The organism is Enterovirga rhinocerotis (assembly GCF_004363955.1).
Lineage (GTDB): Bacteria > Pseudomonadota > Alphaproteobacteria > Rhizobiales > Beijerinckiaceae > Enterovirga > Enterovirga rhinocerotis.
Map to the genome: position 1 here is coordinate 1,993,142 of NZ_SNZR01000011.1, position 19,740 is coordinate 2,012,881.

At 68.5% G+C, this 19,740-nt stretch carries 22 protein-coding genes; 4 read left to right on the top strand and 18 right to left on the bottom strand.

From position 1 onward, the window contains the following. Positions 1-3: 3 nt before the first annotated feature. Positions 4-912 carry an amino acid ABC transporter substrate-binding protein gene (locus EV668_RS10170; protein ID WP_133769626.1) on the bottom strand — a complete coding sequence of 303 codons (909 nt, stop codon included), beginning with the start codon at positions 910-912 and terminating at the stop codon, positions 4-6. Between the two features lie 173 nt (positions 913-1,085). On the opposite strand from EV668_RS10170, the gene EV668_RS10175 reads away from it, so the two are divergent. Continuing rightward, positions 1,086-2,081 (top strand): Bug family tripartite tricarboxylate transporter substrate binding protein, encoded by a 996-nt coding sequence (locus EV668_RS10175; protein WP_425359616.1) that lies wholly within the window; start codon positions 1,086-1,088, stop codon positions 2,079-2,081. A 26-nt stretch (positions 2,082-2,107) separates the two neighbouring features. After that, positions 2,108-3,529, top strand: coding sequence for an FAD-binding oxidoreductase (locus EV668_RS10180; RefSeq protein WP_133769627.1), 1,422 nt, complete (start codon positions 2,108-2,110; stop codon positions 3,527-3,529). Between the two features lie 74 nt (positions 3,530-3,603). On the opposite strand, the gene EV668_RS10185 is transcribed toward EV668_RS10180, so the two are convergent. From EV668_RS10185 to eno, 15 genes are all read right to left on the bottom strand, one after another. Beyond that, positions 3,604-4,632: a histone deacetylase family protein gene (locus tag EV668_RS10185; protein WP_133769628.1), complete on the bottom strand. Its 1,029-nt coding sequence runs from the start codon at positions 4,630-4,632 to the stop codon at positions 3,604-3,606. A 348-nt stretch (positions 4,633-4,980) separates the two neighbouring features. Further along, positions 4,981-6,099, bottom strand: a complete 1,119-nt coding sequence (locus EV668_RS10190) for a M20 family metallopeptidase (RefSeq protein WP_245512987.1) — start codon at positions 6,097-6,099, stop codon at positions 4,981-4,983. A 24-nt stretch (positions 6,100-6,123) separates the two neighbouring features. After that, positions 6,124-6,675: a single-stranded DNA-binding protein gene (gene ssb / locus EV668_RS10195; protein ID WP_133769629.1), complete on the bottom strand. Its 552-nt coding sequence runs from the start codon at positions 6,673-6,675 to the stop codon at positions 6,124-6,126. A gap of 170 nt (positions 6,676-6,845) precedes the next feature. Beyond that, positions 6,846-7,361 (bottom strand): hypothetical protein, encoded by a 516-nt coding sequence (locus EV668_RS10200; RefSeq protein WP_133769630.1) that lies wholly within the window; start codon positions 7,359-7,361, stop codon positions 6,846-6,848. A gap of 145 nt (positions 7,362-7,506) precedes the next feature. After that, positions 7,507-8,091 (bottom strand): hypothetical protein, encoded by a 585-nt coding sequence (locus EV668_RS10205; RefSeq protein ID WP_133769631.1) that lies wholly within the window; start codon positions 8,089-8,091, stop codon positions 7,507-7,509. A gap of 7 nt (positions 8,092-8,098) precedes the next feature. Continuing rightward, positions 8,099-8,620, bottom strand: coding sequence for a hypothetical protein (locus EV668_RS10210; RefSeq protein WP_133769632.1), 522 nt, complete (start codon positions 8,618-8,620; stop codon positions 8,099-8,101). Positions 8,621-8,744: 124 nt separating this feature from the next. Continuing rightward, positions 8,745-10,130, bottom strand: coding sequence for a pyruvate dehydrogenase complex dihydrolipoamide acetyltransferase (locus tag EV668_RS10215; protein ID WP_133769633.1), 1,386 nt, complete (start codon positions 10,128-10,130; stop codon positions 8,745-8,747). 2 nt (positions 10,131-10,132) lie between these two features. After that, complete coding sequence (locus EV668_RS10220; protein ID WP_133769634.1) at positions 10,133-10,714, bottom strand: Uma2 family endonuclease; 582 nt, start codon at positions 10,712-10,714, stop codon at positions 10,133-10,135. Between the two features lies 1 nt (position 10,715). Beyond that, positions 10,716-11,177, bottom strand: a complete 462-nt coding sequence (locus EV668_RS10225) for a GFA family protein (protein ID WP_208111501.1) — start codon at positions 11,175-11,177, stop codon at positions 10,716-10,718. 140 nt (positions 11,178-11,317) lie between these two features. Continuing rightward, entirely contained in the window at positions 11,318-11,764 is a 447-nt protein-coding gene (locus tag EV668_RS10230) for a hypothetical protein (protein ID WP_133769635.1), read from the bottom strand. A gap of 33 nt (positions 11,765-11,797) precedes the next feature. Continuing rightward, positions 11,798-13,234 carry a pyruvate dehydrogenase complex E1 component subunit beta gene (locus EV668_RS10235; protein ID WP_133769636.1) on the bottom strand — a complete coding sequence of 479 codons (1,437 nt, stop codon included), beginning with the start codon at positions 13,232-13,234 and terminating at the stop codon, positions 11,798-11,800. 165 nt (positions 13,235-13,399) lie between these two features. Further along, entirely contained in the window at positions 13,400-14,482 is a 1,083-nt protein-coding gene (pdhA, locus tag EV668_RS10240) for a pyruvate dehydrogenase (acetyl-transferring) E1 component subunit alpha (RefSeq protein WP_133769637.1), read from the bottom strand. Between the two features lie 86 nt (positions 14,483-14,568). Next, entirely contained in the window at positions 14,569-14,883 is a 315-nt protein-coding gene (locus EV668_RS10245) for an FtsB family cell division protein (RefSeq protein ID WP_133769638.1), read from the bottom strand. A 55-nt stretch (positions 14,884-14,938) separates the two neighbouring features. Further along, on the bottom strand, positions 14,939-15,856 hold the full coding sequence (locus tag EV668_RS10250; protein ID WP_133769639.1) for a DMT family transporter: 918 nt from the start codon (positions 15,854-15,856) through the stop codon (positions 14,939-14,941). 130 nt (positions 15,857-15,986) lie between these two features. Next, positions 15,987-17,264: a phosphopyruvate hydratase gene (gene eno / locus EV668_RS10255; protein WP_133769640.1), complete on the bottom strand. Its 1,278-nt coding sequence runs from the start codon at positions 17,262-17,264 to the stop codon at positions 15,987-15,989. 151 nt (positions 17,265-17,415) lie between these two features. Here eno and EV668_RS10260 point away from each other — a divergent pair, with 151 nt between their 5' ends. Beyond that, complete coding sequence (locus tag EV668_RS10260) at positions 17,416-17,952, top strand: redoxin family protein (protein WP_133769641.1); 537 nt, start codon at positions 17,416-17,418, stop codon at positions 17,950-17,952. Positions 17,953-17,955: 3 nt separating this feature from the next. On the opposite strand, the gene bluB is transcribed toward EV668_RS10260, so the two are convergent. After that, positions 17,956-18,597: a 5,6-dimethylbenzimidazole synthase gene (bluB, locus tag EV668_RS10265; protein ID WP_133769642.1), complete on the bottom strand. Its 642-nt coding sequence runs from the start codon at positions 18,595-18,597 to the stop codon at positions 17,956-17,958. Between the two features lie 101 nt (positions 18,598-18,698). On the opposite strand from bluB, the gene queF reads away from it, so the two are divergent. Beyond that, positions 18,699-19,142 carry a preQ(1) synthase gene (gene queF, locus EV668_RS10270; protein WP_133769643.1) on the top strand — a complete coding sequence of 148 codons (444 nt, stop codon included), beginning with the start codon at positions 18,699-18,701 and terminating at the stop codon, positions 19,140-19,142. Positions 19,143-19,148: 6 nt separating this feature from the next. Here queF and EV668_RS10275 read toward each other — a convergent pair whose 3' ends face one another. Beyond that, on the bottom strand, positions 19,149-19,688 hold the full coding sequence (locus tag EV668_RS10275) for a TerB family tellurite resistance protein (RefSeq protein ID WP_133769644.1): 540 nt from the start codon (positions 19,686-19,688) through the stop codon (positions 19,149-19,151). Between the last annotated feature and the right edge of the window lie 52 nt (positions 19,689-19,740).

Below are 19,740 nucleotides of genomic sequence, written 5' to 3' on the forward strand. Positions count from 1 at the left end.
CGATTACTTGTAGGCCTCGGGATCGGCCGAATCCGTCGGCTTCGCCCAGGCCTTCTTGGTGAGGTCGCTCGGCGTGTAGTTCAGCGTGATGGTCTGCGGCGGGATCGGCTGCTCGAACCACTTCTTGTACAGAGCCTGCATCTCGCCGGTCTCGATCATCTTGCGCAGCCGGCGATCGATGACGGCCTTGAAGGCCGGATCGTCCCTCCGGATCATGACGCTGTAGGGCTCGATCGACATCGCCTCGCCGACGAGATGGTACGCCGAAGGGTTGCGCGAGCGCGCGGCGAGCGAGGCGAGGATCACGTCGTCGAGGAAGAAGGCCTCCGCCCGGTCGTTCTCGAGCAGCAGGAAGGCCTCGCCGAGATCCGAGCCTGGCGTGATCCGCATGCCCATGGACTGGGCCGCGTTCAGTTCGGAGAGCTGCTTCAGGCCGGTCGAGCCGGCATTGGTCGTCACCGTCCGGCCCTTGAGGTCGTCGAACCCCTTGATCGGCGAGGAGGTCTTGGTGAGGATGCGGTTGCCGGAGACGAAATAGGTCAGCGAGAAGGCGACCTGCTTCTGGCGCTCGGCCGAGTTGGTGGTCGTGCCGCATTCCATGTCGATGGTGCCGTTCAGCAGAAGCGGAATGCGGGCCGAGCCGGCGACGAGCTGGAACCTCACCTTCAGATCCGGCTTCTTCAGCTCGGCCTTGATCTCCTCGACCGCCTGAAGACAGATGTCGTGGGCATAGCCGACCGGCTGCTGATTGCCGTCGACATAGGAGAACGGCACCGCCGCATCGCGGTAGGAGACCACGACCTCTCCCTTCTCCGCGATCTTCTTGAGGGTCTCGCCCTGCTGGGCCTGGGCGGCCGCCGCCGAGAGGCAGAGCGCCCCCGCCAGGGCCAGGGCTGCGGAACTCATCTTCATCGTCGGTCTCCCTCTGTCTTCGATGGAGCTCTCTGCGGAGCCTGGGCCTCAGGCCTCGGGCAAATTCAACGCCGCCTCGGCGCAGCGCGTCAAGCACCCTCCGGCGCTTGCCTCCCTCGTCTGCGAATGCGATCCCCGAGGAGAAGGCCGCAACGACGGCCGAGGGAGGACGCATCGTGGGAACAGGCTTGGATCGGCGCCAATTCGGCCTTTCGGCTGCAGGAGCGGCCATCGCGCTCGCAGCCGGCCGCGATGCACGGGCGCAGGCGGGTCCGATCACGCGCCCGGTCACGCTCGTCGTCCCCTTCGCTGCCGGGGGCTCGACGGACGTCCTCAGCCGCATCGTCGCCAGGCGCCTGTCCGAGAAGACGGGATTGTCGGTCGTCGTCGAAAATGTGGGGGGTGCCGGCGGCACGATCGGCGCCGGACGCGTGGCGCGCGCCGAGCCCGACGGCTCGACCATCCTGATGGCGACGGTCGCGACCCACGCGCTGAACCCGCTGATGGCCAAGGAGAGGCCCTACGATCCCGTCGCCGATTTCGCGCCGGTCTCGCTGCTCGCCACGGTCCCGAACGTTCTTCTCGTGAACCCCAAGGTGCCGGTGAAGAGCGTGCAGGAGCTGATCGCGCTGCTCAAGGCCGAGCCGGGCAAGTACAGCTACGCCTCGTCCGGCGTCGGCACGCCGCTTCACCTCTCCGGCGAGCTGTTCAAGGTGCTGACCGGCGTGAAGATGGAGCACGTTCCCTATCGCGGCGGAGGCCCGGCCATGACGGATCTCATCGGCGGGCAGGTGCCGATCATGTTCGACGTGCTCTCCGGTGCTGCCGGCTTCGTGCGGAACGGCAGCGTGCGCGCGCTCGCCGTGACCACCCGCACCCGCGTCGGCTCCTTCCCCGACCTGCCCACCATCGCGGAATCGGGCGTGCCGGATTACGAGACCTATACGTGGAACGCGGTCTTCGGGCCGGCGAAGCTGCCGCAGCCGATCGTCGAGTTCCTGTCGCGGGAATTGCAGGCGGTGATCGCGGAGCCTGCGATCCGCGAGCGGCTGAGCGATCTCAGCGCGGTTCCGGTGGGGTCCGACCCCGCCGGCCTCGCCGCGCAGGTGAAGAGCGAACTCGAGAAATGGGCGCCCGTCATCGCGGCGGCGGGCCTCAAGCAAACCTGACGGCCGCCTGGCCCGGAGCCGAGAGCATGACCGAACCTTCCGACTTCGCCGAAGCCGCCGCAGCCCTGATCGGCCCCAAATACGTCAGGACCGATCCGGCCGAGACCGAACCCTTCCGGAAAGACTGGCGCGGCCGCTATGCCGGCGAGGCGCTCGCGGTCGTGTTTCCCGGCACCCCAGACGAGGTCGCCGCGATGCTGCGGCTCTGCGCCGAGCGGGGTCTTCCCGTCGTTCCCCAGGGCGGCAATACCGGCCTCGTCGGCGGCGCGATCCCGAGCAAGGATGGCCGGGCCGTCCTGATCAACGTCTCGCGCATGGACCGCATCCGCGAGACCGACATCGCCAACAACTCGGTCACGGTCGAGGCCGGCTGCATCCTCGCGAACCTCCGCGAGCATGCCGACCGGCACGACCGGCTCTTTCCGATGCTGCTCGGCAGCGTCGGGAGCTGCGAGGTCGGCGGCCTCGTCTCGACCAATGCCGGCGGAACGGGCGTGCTTCGCTACGGCAACATGCGCGACCTCGTGCTCGGCCTCGAGGTCGTGCTTCCGGACGGGCGCATCTGGAATGGCCTACGCGGGCTCCGCAAGGACAATTCCGGCTACGACCTGAAGCAGCTCTTCATCGGCGCGGAGGGCACGCTCGGCATCGTCACGGCAGCCGTGCTGAAGCTCTTCCCGAAGCCGCTCGTCTCGGCGACCGCGATGGTCTCGCTCGGCTCGGTCGAGAAGGCCGTCTCCCTGCTGGAGCTGATGCAGAACCGGATCGGCAACCGCATCGAGGCCTTCGAGCTCGTCTCGAAATCGCAGCTCGAGATCGTCGAGCGGCACATGCCCGCGCTCAGGAGCCCGATGCCGCTGGCGGAGCCCTTCTACGCGCTCGTCGAGATCGCGGACAATGCCGCCGACTGGAACCCGGAGGAGGCCTTCGCGGCCGCGCTCGAGGCCGCCCTCGAACAGGAGCTGATCGGCGATGCCGTCGTCGCGACCGACATCGCCAAGGCCGAGCGCATCTGGGCACTCCGCCACAACATCTCGGAATCCAACAAGCAGGAAGGCTTCACGATCTCGAACGACACCTCGGTGCCGATCTCGCAGCTCCCGGCCTATGTCGAGCGCGTGACCGAGGCGCTGAAGCGCGAGGTCCGCGACGCCACCATCTGCCATGCGGGCCATATGGGCGACGGCAACCTGCACGTGATCGCGATCCTCTCGCGCGCGACCTATCGCACCCCCGAGGAATGCGAGGCGGGCGCGGCGATCGTGAACGCCATCGTGCACGAGGAGGCCGTCAAGCTGAACGGCAGCATCTCGGCCGAGCACGGGATCGGCCTCATGCATGTCGGGCGGCTGAAGAAGTACAAGCCGCCGCTCGATATCGAGCTGATGCAGCGCCTGCGCGCCGCCTTCGATCCGACCGGCATGATGAACCCCGGCAAGATCGTTTAGGCTGCGCGCGCTCTATGTTCTAGCTGGAGCATGCTGTTTTCGGGAAACGGGATTCCGATGTCCCGCAGCATGCTCTAGCGTCGGGCGCCCTCGAAAGCGGCGAGGAAGGCGACGAGGTTCTTCGGCAGCGCCTCGCAGAGATAGCCGCCCTCCTGGACGAGGAGGACGGGTCCGCGGAAGCCCGCGACGATCTCGGCCGCGCGGCTGAACCCGTCGGTCGTCACGCGGAAGGCGCCGATCGGGTCGTGTTCGGAGGCGTCGAAGCCGAGCGCCACGACGAGGGCGGCCGGCCCGTAACCGTCGATCTGGCCCATCGCATCACGGATCGCGCCGAGCCAGGGCGCATCGCCCGAGCCCTCCGGCAGGACGAGGTTCCGGTTGAAGCCCCGCCCCTCCCCGCCCCCGGTCTCGTCGGCATAGCCGGCGTAGAACGGGAAATAGTTCGACGGGTCGGCGTGGATCGAGACCGTCAGCACGTCCGGACGGGACCAGAAGATGCCCTGCGTCCCGTTGCCGTGATGGACGTCGATGTCGAGGATCGCGACGCGCCCGCCCATGGCCGAGCGCAGCGATTGCGCCGCGATCGCGGTGTTGTTCAGGAAGCAGAAGCCGCCGGCCGAATCCGCATAGGCATGATGGCCGGGCGGCCGGCACAGGGCATAGACGCCACGCCGCTCGAGCAGGCAGGCGGCGCCTTCGAGCGCGACCTGCGCGCTCGAATAGATCGCCTCCCAGGTGCGGGCCCGGACCGGGGTCGAGGTATCCGCCATGTGATAGCCGAGCTGCCCGAGCAGCCCCTCCGGGCGGCGGGCCATCTGCGGCCGTGCGAAATGGCCCGTCAGGATCTCCTCGCCGATCCCCGGCAATTCGGCCCGGCGCGACCAGACGGTCGAGAGAAGGTCGAGATAGCCGGCATCGTGCACGGCCGTGATGGGGGCGAGGCCGTGATCGCGCGGCTCGCCGAGCCGATGCCCGGCCTCCGCCACCGCATCCCGCAGGATGCTGTAGCGCCGCGCCTGTTCGGGATGCTCGACGGTCTGGCCCCGGCGGAAATAGCCGCTCGGATCGTGAAGGAGCGAGGCAGGCGAATGCACGACGAGCATGGGGTCTCCTGTTTCACGACGATTACAAAAATCAAGGACTAAGCGCCCTGAAACATCCCGACATCACCTCAATAGAAGCTATCTTACCTGATGAGGACTTTCCTTGAACGATATTTCCGCACTTAAGAAAACCACTGAGATTGTTGAATCCAAAGCGCTCGCGATATCCTACGTCGCCTCCCGTATATCCTTCCTGGACAAGCCTTCTCTTAAGAGCTTCAAAATCCCCTCCGATAGGATACGTCAGCTCGATTTCCGCCTGGAGGCGTCGATCAGCAATTGTTGGCCCGGCACAGCCGCCCATGAGAAGGACCAAGAAACAAGTTCTGAGGCCCGAGCCTGCGATGGTCATGCCAGACCCGTGAGCAACGCCTTCATCAGGCGCAGGCGGGGGACGAAGCAAGAAACGAGCGCATATTCCTCGAGCGTATGGGCGCCGTCGCCCTCGACGCCGATCCCGTCGAGCGTCGGCACGCCGAGCGCAGCCGTGAAATTGCCGTCCGAGCCGCCGCCCGTGCGGGGCGCCTCCGCGAGGTCGATCCCGACGGACGCAGCGAGCGCCCGCGCCTGACCGAAGAGGTCGGCGATGGCGCGGCTGCGCTCGTAAGGCGGCCGGTTCATGCCGCCCGAGACTCGCACGGCGACATCCGGCCCGATCGGCGCAAGGCCGAGGATGGCACGCGTCAGGGCCACGCCCTCCTCCGGCGTCTCGACCCGCAGATCGACGCTGAAGCGGCAGAATTGCGGGACGACGTTCGCCGCCGTGCCGCCGGAGACGAGTCCGACGCTGGTCGTCACGCCCCGCTCGTAATCGGTCATGCCCTCGACGGCGGTGATCTGAAGCGCAGCCTCGCGGATCGCGCTACGGCCGTCCTCGTGGCGGGTGCCGGAATGCGAGGGCCGGCCCTCGACCTCGACGTCGAACCGGCCGACGCCCTTGCGGGCGGTGACGCAGCGGCCGCCATCGCGCGCCGGCTCGGTCACGAGCGCATAGGCGGCCTCGCGGCCGAGATCCTCGATCAGCGAGCGCGTCGTCGGGGAGCCGATCTCCTCGTCCGGCGTAAACAGCATGACGAGCGGGTGCGAACCCGAGCCCGTCCGGGCGGCGGACAGGAAAGCCTGGAAGGCGAGATAGGCCCCGCCCTTCATGTCGAAGATGCCCGGCCCGTAGAGCCGGTCGCCCACCCTTCGCAGCGGCAGGTCGCCGGCGAGCGTGCCCAGGGGATGCACCGTGTCGAGATGCGACAGGACGAGGATCGAGCCGGCCTCGTTCGCGGGGCCGGTCCGAAGGACGACGCTGCCGCCGAGCCCGTCGCGGCCCGGAACCCGCTCGATGCCGATCGCAGGCACCGCCGACGCCTCGGCGACGACGAGGTCCATCATCGCATCGACGCCGGCAGCGTCGGAGCTCGGGGATTCCGTCTCGACCCAGCGCGAGAGGCCGGCGACGATCTGGTCCTCGGTCACGGCCCGCAGCCTTGCCGCCGAAGCCTAGAACGGGATGTCGTCGTCGAGGTCCTTCGAATAGCCGCCACGGCCGCCGCCGCTCGCGGCGCCGCCCCCGCCGCCCCCGCCGCCGCTCGCCATGGCCGGGCGACGCTCCATCGGGCCCGAACGGCCGAACTCGCCGCCCCGGCTGACCTGTCCGCCTTCCATGTCGTCGCCGTAATCGCCGCCGCCGGACCGCTCGCCGCGTCCGTCGAGCAGCGTCAGGTCGCCGCGGAAGCGCGAGAGGACGATCTCGGTCGTGTACTTGTCCTGCCCGGACTGGTCCTGCCATTTGCGGGTCTGCAACTGGCCCTCGACATAGACCTTCGAGCCCTTGCGCAGATATTGCTCGGCGATGCGGCACAGGTTCTCGTTGAAGATGACGACGGAGTGCCACTCCGTTTTCTCCTTCCGTTCCCCGGTGCCGCGATCCTTCCAGGATTCCGAGGTCGCGATGCGCAGGCTCACCACCGGATCGCCGGAGCCGAGGCGCCGCGTCTCGGGATCGCGGCCCAGATTGCCGACGAGGATGACCTTGTTCACGCTGCCGGCCATGTGAAACTCCACTCCGGGACTGACATCAGAACGCGCACCATCCTGCCGCGGGCCTGCGAGAGCAAGTCCCAAGGCGTTCGCACGGGACGCGTCCACCGCTAGTTTGTTCTAACTTTGTTCTCAGCTCCGATCAACCGGCAATGCAGGCCGGCCCGCTTCGGGGCCTCCGTTCAGCCGCGGATCCGATCTCGCAGTTCGACAAGGCTCGCCCGCTCACGCGGGAGGGTTTCGGGCACGCTCGTCCAGCGCCCGATCCCGAGAACGTCGCCGCGCGAGCGCTCGGTCGTCGCCGCCGTCAAAAGGCTCGGATCGATGCAGCGGCGGCTATCGGCGCCATCCGGAGACCTGAAGGTCAGGCAGAGGGCGGCCGTGGGCGTCGTCGCGGAGCCGACCGTCGCCATCTCGGCAGACCAGCGGCCATGCATGATCTGGAACTGGTCGGCGCGCAGCAGCGAGGCCCGGCCGCCCGGCTCGAAATACAGGACCTCGTAGCTGTCGCCTGCGGCCGGCCGAAGGAAGGAATGACCGGACGCCGTGGTCCGGATCTCCTCGACGCTCATGCCGGCCGGCACCGCGGCCGGAGGCGGCTCACTCGTCGCAATGCGGCCGGACGGGCCGCCGGAGGGCGAGCATGCCGCCGCGCCGAGGACCAGAACCGATACCGCAACCACCACCTTCAACGTCATCGCGCGCCCCTGAACCCATCACTTCGTTCCGCTCGACCGCGGCAACGCGCCTGCTGGAGGCGATCACAACACGGCTGCATCCTGGAACAAATCCATTAACCAGGAAAAGGTCCCCTCGAACCGCCATCCACCGCGTTCGCGCAGGTCATCGCGCCCCGCCACGCACCTTCCGGAGCAATTCGTCGAGCGAGTAGCGGTCCTGCTTGCCGGTGACGAAAGGCACGGCCTTGCGCCGGGCGAGGCCGAACACGTCGCCCGGCCGCGCCTGCCCGCCCGCAAAAAGCAGATTGGCGTAGGATGTGCACTCCCAGCCCCCGCCCCGATGCCCCGTCACAGGGTTGTGGGTCTCGGCCCCGTACTGGAAGCAGATGCGGGGCTGCGAGACGGTGCGGGAGCCCTCCGGCCGTTGGATCGTCACGCTGCGCGCCTCGACCTTCCAGCGTCCCGCGAGGATCATCGGGTTGCCGGGATACCAGAGATAGCTTCGCCCATCGCGCGAGGTGTAGGCCACCTGCATCCCATGCCCCCCACTCGTGCTCACGCGCGTGCGGTCCGCAAGATGAGCGCGCGCCTCGGCGACGGACCAGTCCGGGATCCTGTCGAGCGCGATGCGAGGGATCGCCGCGCCCGGCGCTCGAAAGCCGGGCGGAGACGGGCTGGTGCAAGCCGAGGTCGCAAGCGCGACCATGCCGGCCGCTGTGACGGCCCATCGGGCCTTCAGGACGATCATCGGACGCTCAGCCTTTCACGCGCCGGCGCAGATCCGCCAGGCTCGCCTGCTCCCGTGGAAGCGAGGCCGGGACGCTCTGCCAGGAGGCGATGCCGAGGACGTCGCCCCTCGCGCGCTCCGTGTTCGGCGCCTTCAGCAGCCGGGGATCGATGCAACGGCGGCTATATCCGGCCTGGGCGGCATCGAGGCTGATGCAGATCGACGGGACCGGCGTCGCCGAGGAACTCACGGGCGTCGCTTCCGCCGCCCATTGCCCGTGCACGATCTGCGATTGCTGCGACCGCAGCAGGGACACCTTCCCGCCCGGAGCGAAATAGAGCACCTCGTATCCGCCGCCCGTGGACGGCCGCAGGAACGAGTGGCCCGAGGCGAGCGTGCGGGCCTCGTCGATGGTTGCGAGCGCTCCCGCGCCGCCCGGCGCCATCACCTCCTTCACGGTGACGTTCGCCCGGGATGTGCCCCCTCCGCTCGGAGAACAGGCGACCACGCCCGCCGCCATCGCGGCGACGGCAAGACCTCTGATGACCACCCGCGCATCCCCCCGCCGGCTTGGTGCCGTTGTCGGGCCGTGCGGCCCTCGGGAGCGACCTAATCCTGCTCCATCAGGCCGTGCAATTGCGGATCGGCCACACTCGCCGGCAAGCGGAGCCCCGTCAGACCAGCATCGACATCGGGTTCTCGATCAGCCCCTTGAAGGCGGCCAGCAATTCGGCGCCGAGCGCTCCATCGACCACGCGATGGTCGACCGAGAGCGTGACGGTCATCGCCTGGACCACGACCGGCGCATCGCCCTTCACGACCATGCGCTTCTCGCCCGCGCCGACCGCGAGGATGGTGGCATGGGGCGGGTTGATGACGGCCTGGAAGAACTTGATGCCGAACATGCCGAGATTGGAGACGGCCGTCGCGCCGCCCTGGTATTCCTCGGGCTTCAGGCGACGCTTCCGGGCGCGGTCGGCAAGATCCTTCATCTCGTTCGAGATCACCGAGAGCGTCTTCTGCTCGGCCTTGCGGATGACCGGCGTGAACAGGCCGCCTTCGATCGCGACCGCGACGCCGACATCCGAATGCCGGAAGCGGAAGATGCGGTCCTCGGCCCAGACCGCATTCGCGGCCGGCACGCGCTGGAGGGCGACGGCGAGGCCCTTGATGACGAAGTCATTCACCGACAGCTTGAAGGCGGGCTTGCCGTCCTTGTCCTTCGGCGCGCCCGCATTGATCTGCTCGCGCAAGGCCATCAGCGCGTCGAGCTCGACGTCGAGCGACATGTAGAAATGCGGCACGCTCTGCTTGGATTCCGTCAGCCGCTTGGCGACGGTCTTGCGCATGCCGTCGAGCGCGACCTCCTCGTAGCTGCCGGCCTCGTACATCGCCTTGACCTGATCGAGGGTCGGGCCGGCGGCGAGCGCGGCGCCGGCGGCCGGTTTCGCAGAAGCGGGAGCCCCCGCCGGGGCAGCCGTGTCGGCCTTCGGCGCCGCCTTGGCGCCGCCGCCCGCGATCGCGGCCTCGACATCGGCCTGGACGATCCGGCCCTTCGGCCCCGATCCGCTGATGGCGGAGAGGTCGACATTGCCCTCCTTGGCGATGCGGCGCGCGAGGGGCGAGGCGAAGATGCGCTCGCCCTCGGCGGCGGCGGCCGCGGGCTTCGCGGAGGGGGCGGGCGTCTCGGCCGGCGCGGGGACCGCCGGCGCCGCCTCGACCGAACCCTTGTCGGGAGCGGGCTCCGCTGGCGCGGCCTTCGGAGCCTCGCCCTTCGGCGCGCCCGCTCCGGAAGCGGCGACGCTCTTCGCATCCTCGCCCTCCCCGGCGATGATGCCGATGATCTCGTTCACCGGCACGTCGGCCGTGCCTTCGGGCACGGTAATCTTGGCGAGCACGCCCTCGTCGACCGCCTCGACCTCCATGGTCGCCTTGTCGGTCTCGATCTCGGCGATGATGTCGCCGGATTTGATCGTGTCGCCCTCCTTCTTGAGCCATTTGGCAAGGTTGCCCTTCTCCATGGTCGGCGAGAGGGCGGGCATGAGGATGTTGGTCGGCATGGTCAGGCCTCGGCCGCGGGCGGCGTGTCGAAGGGAAAGAGGTCGTCGAGCGGAAAGGAGATGGCGTCGAACGGCGCGACGCTCACCATCTCTCCGCGTTCGATCGTTGCGAGAAGAAGCCATTGCTCGCCTGCAAGCCCGAAGGCTTCGAGCACGCCCTCCACCGGATCGAGCAGCCACAGGTGTTGCACGCCTGCGCTCGCGTAGATGCGGCGCTTCGGGCCGCGATCAAGCCGTGCCGTCGAAGGCGAGAGGATTTCGCAGATCCAATCCGGCACGATGGTGATGAACGCGTCTTTCGGTCTTGGAAGACGTTCCCGCCGCCAGCCGGCGATGTCTGGCACGACGATGTGGGAGCCGAGATGCAGTTCGGGCTCCACGAGGAATATCCATCCGCCCGGCCCGCCTCGGCCACGATTGAATGGGCCGGTCAATTCATAGGACAGGCTGTTGGCCGCCGCGCCGTGCTCCGGCCTCGGCCGCGGATGCGTCTCCAGCACGCCGTCGATGATCTCGGCGACCAGCGTCTCCGGCACGGCCTCGAGGTCGGCATAGGTGGCGCGGCGGCGGGCGGGCTCGGCCATGTCAGGCCGCCTTCCCGGACGTGGCCGGGTGGACGATGTCGATCGGCATCCAATACGAGCGCCGCCGCGCGAGGCGCTCGTCCGGCGTCTCGTTCGCATAATTGACCGGCTCGGGCTCGCGACCCTCGAATTCGGGCACGCCGAGGCCGCCGACATTGACGACCGCAATCGGCCGCTCGTCCGGCTGGACGGCGGCGACATAGGTGCCGCAGTTGGCGCAGAGCAGATAATCCGCGAGGCGCAGGCCGAAGCGGTAGCGGTTCAATGCGCCGGGCCCACTCGCGCGGATGATCGCCCGCCCCTCGGAATCAGCGATGGTGCGCACCCCGCGCGGCCGGCAGAACCCGCATTGGCAGGCACGCAGGCGCAACTCGTCCGGCGCCTTCGACAGCTCGAGATCGACCTGGACGGCGCCGCAATGGCAATAGCCGGCGGGGCGGAGGATGTGGGTCGAGGTCGTCACGCAGCCCGCCCCGAAAAAGCAAAGCGCGCGGGACGGCCGGTAGCCCCGAATACGACGACACGCCCTCCATGCTCCGCGGAACGCGCGCGCAGATCAAAAGCCGATGCGGAACGTCTGCTCGCAGAAGCCGCAGCCATCACTCATCCACCAGCGCCAGCCGGCGCATCGAACACAGAGCAGGTGATCGAATTGCCTCCCCTTCGATTGCACTGCCACAACCGCGCATTTCCGCCCGGCTTTTCAGGAAGTGCGATCGTGTATCCGAAGGCGGCCGATACGCTTCCGCATCGCGCCCGCCACCGGCTGTGTCCATCGGCATAATAGCCAGCGGGGATGATGATCGCCACATTGCACGTGTCGCGCCAAGCCTTCCGGATCAACCCGTTGAGGACCCGCGCACGCGCCGTGTCACCCATTTCCTTGAACTGGACGGTCGATATCCCTGCCGGCGAAACCGTCACGCGGTCCAACGCGGCCTGCCGCTCGGCGGGCGCCATCCGAGCCCAGCGCCCAGCATGATCCTGCTGCACGCAACCGGTCACCGCAAAACCGACCGACAACAGAACGAGCGATCGCAGGGGGAGCATGGCAGGCACTTCATTTAGATCCGGAGACAGGCCCTAGGACCGATAGCAGACCGCCTTGGCCGCCGCGATCACCTCGGCGACGTTCGGCAGGGCAAGCTTCTCGAGATTGGCGGCATACGGCATCGGCACGTCCTTGCCGGTGACGCGCGCGACGGGGGCATCGAGATAGTCGAATGCCTCCTCCATGATCCTCATGCCGATCTCGGCGGTGACGCCCGATTGCGGGAAGCCCTCCTCCACCGCGACGCAGCGGTTGGTCTTCTGGACCGACTTCACCACCGTCGCGACGTCCATCGGGCGGATGGTGCGCAGGTCGATCACCTCGGCCTCGATCCCCTCCTTGGCGAGTTCCTCCGCAGCCTTGAGGGCATAGGTCATGCCGATGCCGAAGGAGACGATGGTCACGTCCTTTCCCGGCCGATGGATGCGGGCCTTGCCGATCGGCAGGACGAAATCGTCGAGCTTCGGCACCGGCATCGACTGGCCGTAGAGGATCTCGTTCTCGAGGAAGATGATCGGGTTCGGATCGCGGATCGCGGCCTTGAGGAGGCCCTTCGCGTCGGCGGCCGTGTAGGGCATGACGACCTTGAGGCCGGGCACGTTCGAGTACCACGCGGCGTAGTCGTGCGAATGCTGGGCGGCGACGCGGGCGGCCGCTCCGTTCGGGCCGCGGAAGACGATCGGCGCACCCATCTGGCCGCCGGACATGTAGAGCGTCTTGGCGGCCGAATTGATGATCTGGTCGATCGCCTGCATGGCGAAGTTCCAGGTCATGAACTCGACGATGGGCTTGAGGCCCGCGAGCGCCGCGCCGACGCCGAGACCGGCGAAGCCGTGTTCGGTGATCGGCGTGTCGATGACGCGTTTCGGTCCGAATTCCTGCAGGAGGCCCTGCGTGACCTTGTAGGCGCCCTGGTACTCGGCGACCTCCTCGCCCATCACGAAGACGTCCCTGTCGCGCCGCATCTCCTCGGCCATGGCGTCGCGCAGCGCCTCGCGGACGGTCTGCGTCACCATCTCGGTGCCCTCGGGCACCTCGGGGTCGACGACGGTCTCGGGCTGGGGCGGCGCAGCGACGGCCGAGGGGGCCTTCGGCTGCGCGGGCACCTTGGGCGCCTGGCCGGGCTCGGCCTGGGCGGCGGCGGGCGCGGGCGTGTCGCCCTTCGGGGGCTCGCCGGCCGAACCGTTCGAGGCAGGCTTCGCCGCCGTCGCCGCGGAGACGTCCTCGCCCTCGGCGGCGATGACGCCGATCGGGGTGTTCACGGCGACGTCGTCGGTGCCGTCCGGCACCAGGATCTTGGCGAGCACGCCCTCGTCGACGGCCTCGACCTCCATCGTCGCCTTGTCGGTCTCGATCTCGGCGAGGATGTCGCCGGACTTGATCGTGTCGCCCTCCTTCTTGAGCCATTTGGCGAGCTTGCCCTGCTCCATGGTCGGCGAGAGGGCGGGCATGAGGATGTCGGTCGGCATCGGTATGCTCTTAAGGAATTCGGCAAGACGGATACCCCCGAGCCCCCTCATCCCGAGGTGGCGCCCGCAGGGCAGCCTCGAAGAACGCACGAGCCTGGTGCGTGCTTCGAGGGCCGGCGGCGCCGGCCACCTCAGCATGAGGACCGGGGGTGGGCATGGAGCGCGCTAGGCCCGGACCTCGACGAGGATGTCGGTCCACAATTCGGCGGGATCGGGCTCGGGATCGTGGCTTGCGAATTCGGCCGAGTCGTTGACGATCTCGCGGACCTTGGCGTCGATCTTCTTCAGTTCGTCTTCGCCGACCTTGTGGGACTCGAGGAGGCGCTTCCTCACCATCTCGATCGGGTCGCGCTCCTCGCGCATCTTCGCGACCTCGTCCTTGGTCCGGTACTTGGCCGGATCGGACATGGAATGGCCGCGATAGCGGTAGGTCTGCATTTCGAGGATGTAGGGGCCCTTGCCCGAACGGGCGAAGTCGATCGCGCGCTGGCCAGCCTCGCGCACCGCGCGGACATCCATCCCGTCGACCTGCTCGCCCGGAATGTTGAAGGAGACGCCGCGTTTCGAGAAATCGGTCTGGGCCGAGGCCCGGTTCACCGAGGTGCCCATGGCGTATTTGTTGTTCTCGATGATGTACACGACCGGCAGCTTCCACAGCTCGGCCATGTTGAAGCTCTCGTAGACCTGCCCCTGGTTGGCGGCTCCGTCGCCGAAATAGACGAGCGCGACCTTGCCGTCCTCGCGGTACCAATTGGCGAGGCCGAGACCAGTGCCGAGGGAGACCTGGGCGCCCACGATGCCGTGGCCGCCATAGAAGGCCTTCTCCTTCGAGAACATGTGCATCGAGCCGCCCTTGCCCTTGGAGTAGCCTCCGCGGCGCCCGGTGAGCTCGGCCATGACGCCGCGCGGATCCATTCCGCAGGCGAGCATGTGGCCGTGGTCGCGATACCCGGTGATGACCTCGTCGCCCTCGTTCGCGGCCATCTGCATGCCGACGACGACCGCTTCCTGGCCGATATAGAGGTGGCAGAAGCCGCCGATCAGGCCCATGCCGTAGAGCTGGCCGGCCTTCTCCTCGAAGCGGCGAATGAGCAACATCTCGTGATACGCGGAGAGGTCCTCGGCCTCGGTGAAGGGCGGCGGATTGTTCGCCGGTACCTCCGATACCGCGGGGTCGACGGCAGTCTCTGCGGCCGCACCCCTATCCGTCCTCCCGCCGCCGCTCGTCTTGCGTGCTGCGACCGCCATTCGACCCCTCCGAAACAGCCTGCCTTTTGAAGCGACGCTAGACTAGTCGGGCGGGGAAAGCGAGAGTGTGACGGTGCCCTTTCGGATCAGGGGCCGACGACGACGACGTCGTTCTTGTGCACCCGACCGAGCAGGATTCGGGCGCGCTCCTCCAGGAGATCGCGATCGACATGCTCGGCGCGCAGGAGGGCCAGCCGGCGCTCCCATTCCTTGGTCTCGGCGCGAGTGGAGTCGAGCTCCTTGTTCAGCTCGAAGATCTGGATCTTGAGGATCTGCTTGGCGTCGAGACCGCGATTTCCGATGCGGGCGTTGTGCAGGAAATAGGCGACGAGCCCGCCGGCCATCGCGTAGGCCGCGAGCGAGAAGAGGATGACGCGAAAGCGGCGGCGGCGCACGACCATGATGCTGCAAGCCTTGCTGCATCACGGTTAAGGAACGGTTAGGGGCCGGCCTCCGTCAGACCTTGGGCTTCATGCGCAGGTAGTTGCCGCGGGCCGCAGCCGCGAGGCCCGCGACGATCAGGGCGATTCCCGCGACCTGGATGGGCCCCGGCCATTCGCCGAGGATGGGGATGGCGAAGATCGTGCCGACGACCGGAATCATGGGTGGGAAGAGCTGGGTGCCGCCGGCACCGAGCACCTTGACCCCGTGCCCCCAGAGCCAGAGCACGACGATCGAATTGACGATGCCCTGGTACAGGGCCTGGAAGACCAGCACCTCGACCGGCACGGCAAAGAGGCGCGGCTCGATGAGGACCAGGTAGATCGGCACGAAGACGAGCGAGAGCACGGCGCAGATGGCGGCGCCCGTCATGCCGTCGATCCGCCAGCGATGAAGCAGGACGGGGTAGAAGCCCCAGAGAAATCCGCCGGCGAAATAGCACAGATCGCCGAGCATGACCGACCGCGATCCCGTCACGGAGCCCGCCACGGCGATGGCGGCGAGGCCTGCGAGCGCCAGGCCGATCCCGGCGATGGTCAGCCCCGGCGGCAGGCGGCCCGCGAGGATGGCCGCGTAGACGACGCCGACCACCGTCACGGTGCCGGGTCCGAGAGCGGCGCCATGGGCGGCGGGCGCGAGCCAGGAGCCGAAGCTCATCAGCGTCGTGATCAAGGCCCCGCTCGTCAGGGCGAGCACGATGCCTCGGCCCCAGCCGACCCCCGCGCAATCCCGCCAGCCCTTCTGCACGAAGAAGGGCAGCAGGATCGTCCCGCCGATCGCGAATCGCAGGAAGACGAGGTCCCAGGGCGAAAGCCCGTGCTGGATGCCGTGCCGCGACACGGCGAAATTCGCGCCTGCCGTCAGCATCGACACGAGCATCGCGGCGATCGCGATCCGGGGGGACCAGCGCGGATTGAGGAACGAGAGGTGCACGCCCTCCCTTACCGCACGATACGCGCCAAGCTGCCATGTGCGCGGCACGGGCGGCCATGCCGCCACCGCGCGGCACTCGCCCGGCCCATCCCCGGCCGCGGCGGCCGGGGACCTGTCGGAGGCAGAGCGATCAGACCTTCAGCGCCGCCCGCCCCGCATAACGCGCGGCCGAACCCAGCTCCTCCTCGATGCGGATGAGCTGGTTGTACTTGGCGAGCCGATCCGAGCGGGACAGCGAGCCGGTCTTGATCTGCCCGCAATTCGTGGCGACCGCGAGATCGGCGATCGTCGCGTCCTCGGTCTCGCCGGAGCGGTGGGACATCACGGCCGTATACCCCGCCTTGTGCGCCATCTCGACGGCAGCGAGCGTCTCGGTGAGCGAGCCGATCTGGTTGACCTTGACCAGGATCGAGTTGCCGACGCCCTTCTTGATCCCGTCGGCGAGGCGGACGGGGTTGGTGACGAAGAGATCGTCGCCGACGAGCTGGCACTTCTTGCCGACGAGGTCGGTGAGGATCTTCCAGCCGGCCCAGTCGTCCTCGGCCATGCCGTCCTCGATCGAGACGATCGGGTAATCGGCCACGAGCTTCGCCAGGTACTCGGCCTGGGCCTGCGGATCGCGGCTCTTGCCCTCGCCCTCGTAGGCGTAGTTGCCCTTCTTGAAGAATTCGGTCGAGGCGCAATCGAGCGCGAGGACGACGTCGCGGCCCGCCTTGTAGCCGGCCTGCTTGATCGAGGTCATGCAGAAGTCGAGCGCCTCCTCGGCCGAGGAGAGGTTCGGCGCGAAGCCGCCCTCGTCGCCGACATTGGTGTTGTGGCCCGCCTTCTTCAGCGCCGCCTTGAGGGTGTGGAACACCTCGGCGCCGACGCGGACGGCATCCGCGAAGGTCGGCGCGCCGACCGGCATGATCATGAATTCCTGGAAGTCGATCGGATTGTCGGCATGGGCGCCGCCGTTGATGATGTTCATCATCGGAACGGGGAGCACGCGCGCCTGCGTGCCGCCGACATAGCGGTAGAGCGGCAGGCCCGCCGCGTCGGACGCCGCCTTGGCCACCGCGAGCGAGACGCCGAGGATGGCGTTCGCGCCGAGCCGGGCCTTGTTCGGCGTGCCGTCGAGGCGGATCATCGTCTCGTCGATCTCGACCTGGTCCTCGGCCTGCATGCCGGCCAACTCGCCCGCGATCTCGGAATTGACGGCCTCGACGGCCTTCAGCACGCCCTTGCCGCCGTAGCGCTTCTTGTCGCCGTCGCGCAGTTCCACCGCCTCGTGCGCGCCGGTCGAGGCGCCCGACGGCACCGCCGCGCGGCCCATCGAGCCGTCTTCGAGCACGACATCCACCTCCACCGTCGGGTTGCCGCGGCTGTCGAGGATCTCGCGCGCGGCGATGTCGATGATGGTGGTCATGGAAGAACTCCTTGGAATTTGGGCTGGCGGTAAGGCCACGGCGCGCGCCATGCAAGGGGCCGGGGCGTCACGGCCTGAAGCGGGGAGATCGACCGGGATGGGAACGGAACTGGCTCGGATTGACGCGCCCAGGCACCGGAACGGCTCCGGATTGAGCCGCCGCAGCCTCCTTTTGGGCCTGCCCGCCCTCGGCGCGGGCCTCGGCCTCGCCGCGTGCAGCAAGGCGGTGGGCACCGTCCTGCCGGGAGGCGAGATGCCCGGCCTGCCGGGCCTCGTGACGGCCGATGGACGCGCCGTTCCGGGTTTCGCGGCCGACGAGTTCCGCCGAGGCCCCGCCATCCTCAACATCTGGGCCTCCTGGTGTCCCGATTGCCGGGCCGAGCACGACCAGTTGATGCGCCTCGCCGCCGACGACCGGTTCCGCCTGCTCGGCATCGTCTTCCGCGACAAGCCCGAGTCGGCGGCGGCGCATCTGAAGCGCGCCGGCAACCCGTATGCGGCGCTCGCCATGGATGACGGACGCATCCCGGGCCTCCTCGGCCAGAAGGGCGTGCCCTACAGCTACATCCTCTCGCGCACCGGCCGGGTCCTCGCACGCGTCAGGGGCCGCATGGACGACAAGGCCGTCAGCGAGATCGTCATGCCCGCGATCCGGACGGCCCTCGCAGAGGCCGGCGCGGCCGGCTAGGCGTCACCGGCGCAGCACCGTCTCGGCGACGGGCCGCCGGCGCTCCCAGCCGTCCCGTTCGAGTTCGGGCGTCTCGCTCCGATCCGCCGGATGGCCGAGGCAGAGATAGGCGACGAAGCGCCAGCGGGACGGCACGTCGAGCGCCTCCGTCACGGCCTGCGGATCGAGGATCGACACCCAGCCGAGACCGAGGCCCCGCGCCTCCGCGGCAAGCCAGAGCGTGTGGATGGCGATGACCGCCGAATAGGCCGTCGTCTCCGGCATGGTGCGGCGCCCGAGCCCGTGGCCCTGCTCCGGCTCCGGATCGACGAAGACGGCGAGCTGGCACGGCGCCTCGTCCAGCCCCTGCAGCTTGAGCCGCGCATAGAGGGCCGCCCGCCCTTCGTCCTGCGCCGCGAGCGCCGCGGCATTGCAGGCGGAGAAACTCCGCCGCACGGCCTCCCGCCGCCGTCCCTCCTCGACCACGACGAAGCGCCAGGGCTGGCTCAGGCCGACCGAGGGAGCCGTCGCGGCGACCCCGAGGAGCGCCTCGAGCACATCCTCCCCGACGGGGTCGGGACGGAAGCGACGCACGTCGCGGCGCCAGACGAACAGATCGTGCAGGCTCCGGCGGAAGGAGGCATCGAAATTCGGTCGGGTGGGCATGGACCGGCTTTGGCAGAGACATTCGCGCGGCGCGAGGCCCTTGCGCGCGGCGCGAGGCGCGAGGCCCTTGACGGATCGGGCGCGCCCGCTACCTCCCGACCATGACCGATCTTCTGCTCGGCCGCTCGGCCGCCCTCCCCGCCTCGCCCGAGGATGCCCAGCTCGACCGGGTGCCGAACCCGCATCCGGATACGGACTACCTCGCGCGGTTCACGGCGCCGGAATTCACCTCGCTCTGTCCCGTCACCGGGCAGCCCGATTTCGCGATCCTCGTGATCGACTACGTGCCCGGCGACTGGCTGGTCGAATCGAAGTCGCTCAAGCTGTATCTCGCGAGCTTCCGCAACCACGGCGCCTTCCACGAGGATTGCACGGTCGCGATCGGCAAGCGGCTCGCGGGGCTGCTCGAGCCGCGCTGGCTGCGGCTCGGCGGCTATTGGTATCCGCGCGGCGGCATCCCGATCGACGTATTCTGGCAGACCGGCGCGCCGCCGAAGGACCTGTGGCTGCCCGACCAGGGCGTCGCGCCCTATCGGGGGCGGTGAGCGCCCTCAGGCGGCCTCGTTGATCCGCCGCATCAGGGTGCCGACGAAACGCTCCTGACGGTCGGTCGGGCCGCCGTGCAGGGCCGAGACCTGCTCCAGCATGGCGCGGAGCTCCTCCTTCTCATGCGGATCGAGCGCGCCGCGCAGAAGCGGCGCCACCTCGTCGATGGCGGCCTCCGGCGCCGCCAGCTTCTCCGCCGCGAAGCGGCAATAGCTGAGCCGGTGATCGACGTCGCCGTCGAAGCCCAGCCGCTCGCGCATCTGCCCCGTGATCGCCGTGGTCTGTTCGGGCGTGATCTCGCCCCGGCTTCGCGCGACGGCGAGCATCAGCGCCGTCGCCGCCTCGCGCGGATCGGTGATCGAGCGCAGCGGCGCCTTGGCCGCCTCCCTGTCGCTCTCGATCCGGCGCATTGCGTTCTGCTCGCGCCGCTTCCGCTCCTGGCGGGAGTTGAGCGCGGCGTCGATATAGGCGAGCCCTCCGCCCCACATGATCCAGTAGATCAGCCCCATCACGATGGCGCCGAAAATGGCTCCGACAATCGGCATGGCTTCTCCCCGCCCCTTTGCGTCGCGCCTCTAGAGAGGATGATTCTGTCGG

Bases quoted from the DNA above. Each gene is read 5' to 3' on its own strand.
- EV668_RS10170 (WP_133769626.1), bottom strand. From the start codon at position 912: ATGAAGATGAGTTCCGCAGCCCTGGCCCTGGCGGGGGCGCTCTGCCTC.
- EV668_RS10180 (WP_133769627.1), top strand. From the start codon at position 2,108: ATGACCGAACCTTCCGACTTCGCCGAAGCCGCCGCAGCCCTGATCGGC.
- EV668_RS10185 (WP_133769628.1), bottom strand. From the start codon at position 4,632: ATGCTCGTCGTGCATTCGCCTGCCTCGCTCCTTCACGATCCGAGCGGC.
- ssb (WP_133769629.1), bottom strand. From the start codon at position 6,675: ATGGCCGGCAGCGTGAACAAGGTCATCCTCGTCGGCAATCTGGGCCGC.
- EV668_RS10200 (WP_133769630.1), bottom strand. From the start codon at position 7,361: ATGACGTTGAAGGTGGTGGTTGCGGTATCGGTTCTGGTCCTCGGCGCG.
- EV668_RS10205 (WP_133769631.1), bottom strand. From the start codon at position 8,091: ATGATCGTCCTGAAGGCCCGATGGGCCGTCACAGCGGCCGGCATGGTC.
- EV668_RS10215 (WP_133769633.1), bottom strand. From the start codon at position 10,130: ATGCCGACCAACATCCTCATGCCCGCCCTCTCGCCGACCATGGAGAAG.
- EV668_RS10220 (WP_133769634.1), bottom strand. From the start codon at position 10,714: ATGGCCGAGCCCGCCCGCCGCCGCGCCACCTATGCCGACCTCGAGGCC.
- EV668_RS10230 (WP_133769635.1), bottom strand. From the start codon at position 11,764: ATGCTCCCCCTGCGATCGCTCGTTCTGTTGTCGGTCGGTTTTGCGGTG.
- EV668_RS10235 (WP_133769636.1), bottom strand. From the start codon at position 13,234: ATGCCGACCGACATCCTCATGCCCGCCCTCTCGCCGACCATGGAGCAG.
- pdhA (WP_133769637.1), bottom strand. From the start codon at position 14,482: ATGGCGGTCGCAGCACGCAAGACGAGCGGCGGCGGGAGGACGGATAGG.
- EV668_RS10245 (WP_133769638.1), bottom strand. From the start codon at position 14,883: ATGGTCGTGCGCCGCCGCCGCTTTCGCGTCATCCTCTTCTCGCTCGCG.
- eno (WP_133769640.1), bottom strand. From the start codon at position 17,264: ATGACCACCATCATCGACATCGCCGCGCGCGAGATCCTCGACAGCCGC.
- bluB (WP_133769642.1), bottom strand. From the start codon at position 18,597: ATGCCCACCCGACCGAATTTCGATGCCTCCTTCCGCCGGAGCCTGCAC.
- queF (WP_133769643.1), top strand. From the start codon at position 18,699: ATGACCGATCTTCTGCTCGGCCGCTCGGCCGCCCTCCCCGCCTCGCCC.
- EV668_RS10275 (WP_133769644.1), bottom strand. From the start codon at position 19,688: ATGCCGATTGTCGGAGCCATTTTCGGCGCCATCGTGATGGGGCTGATC.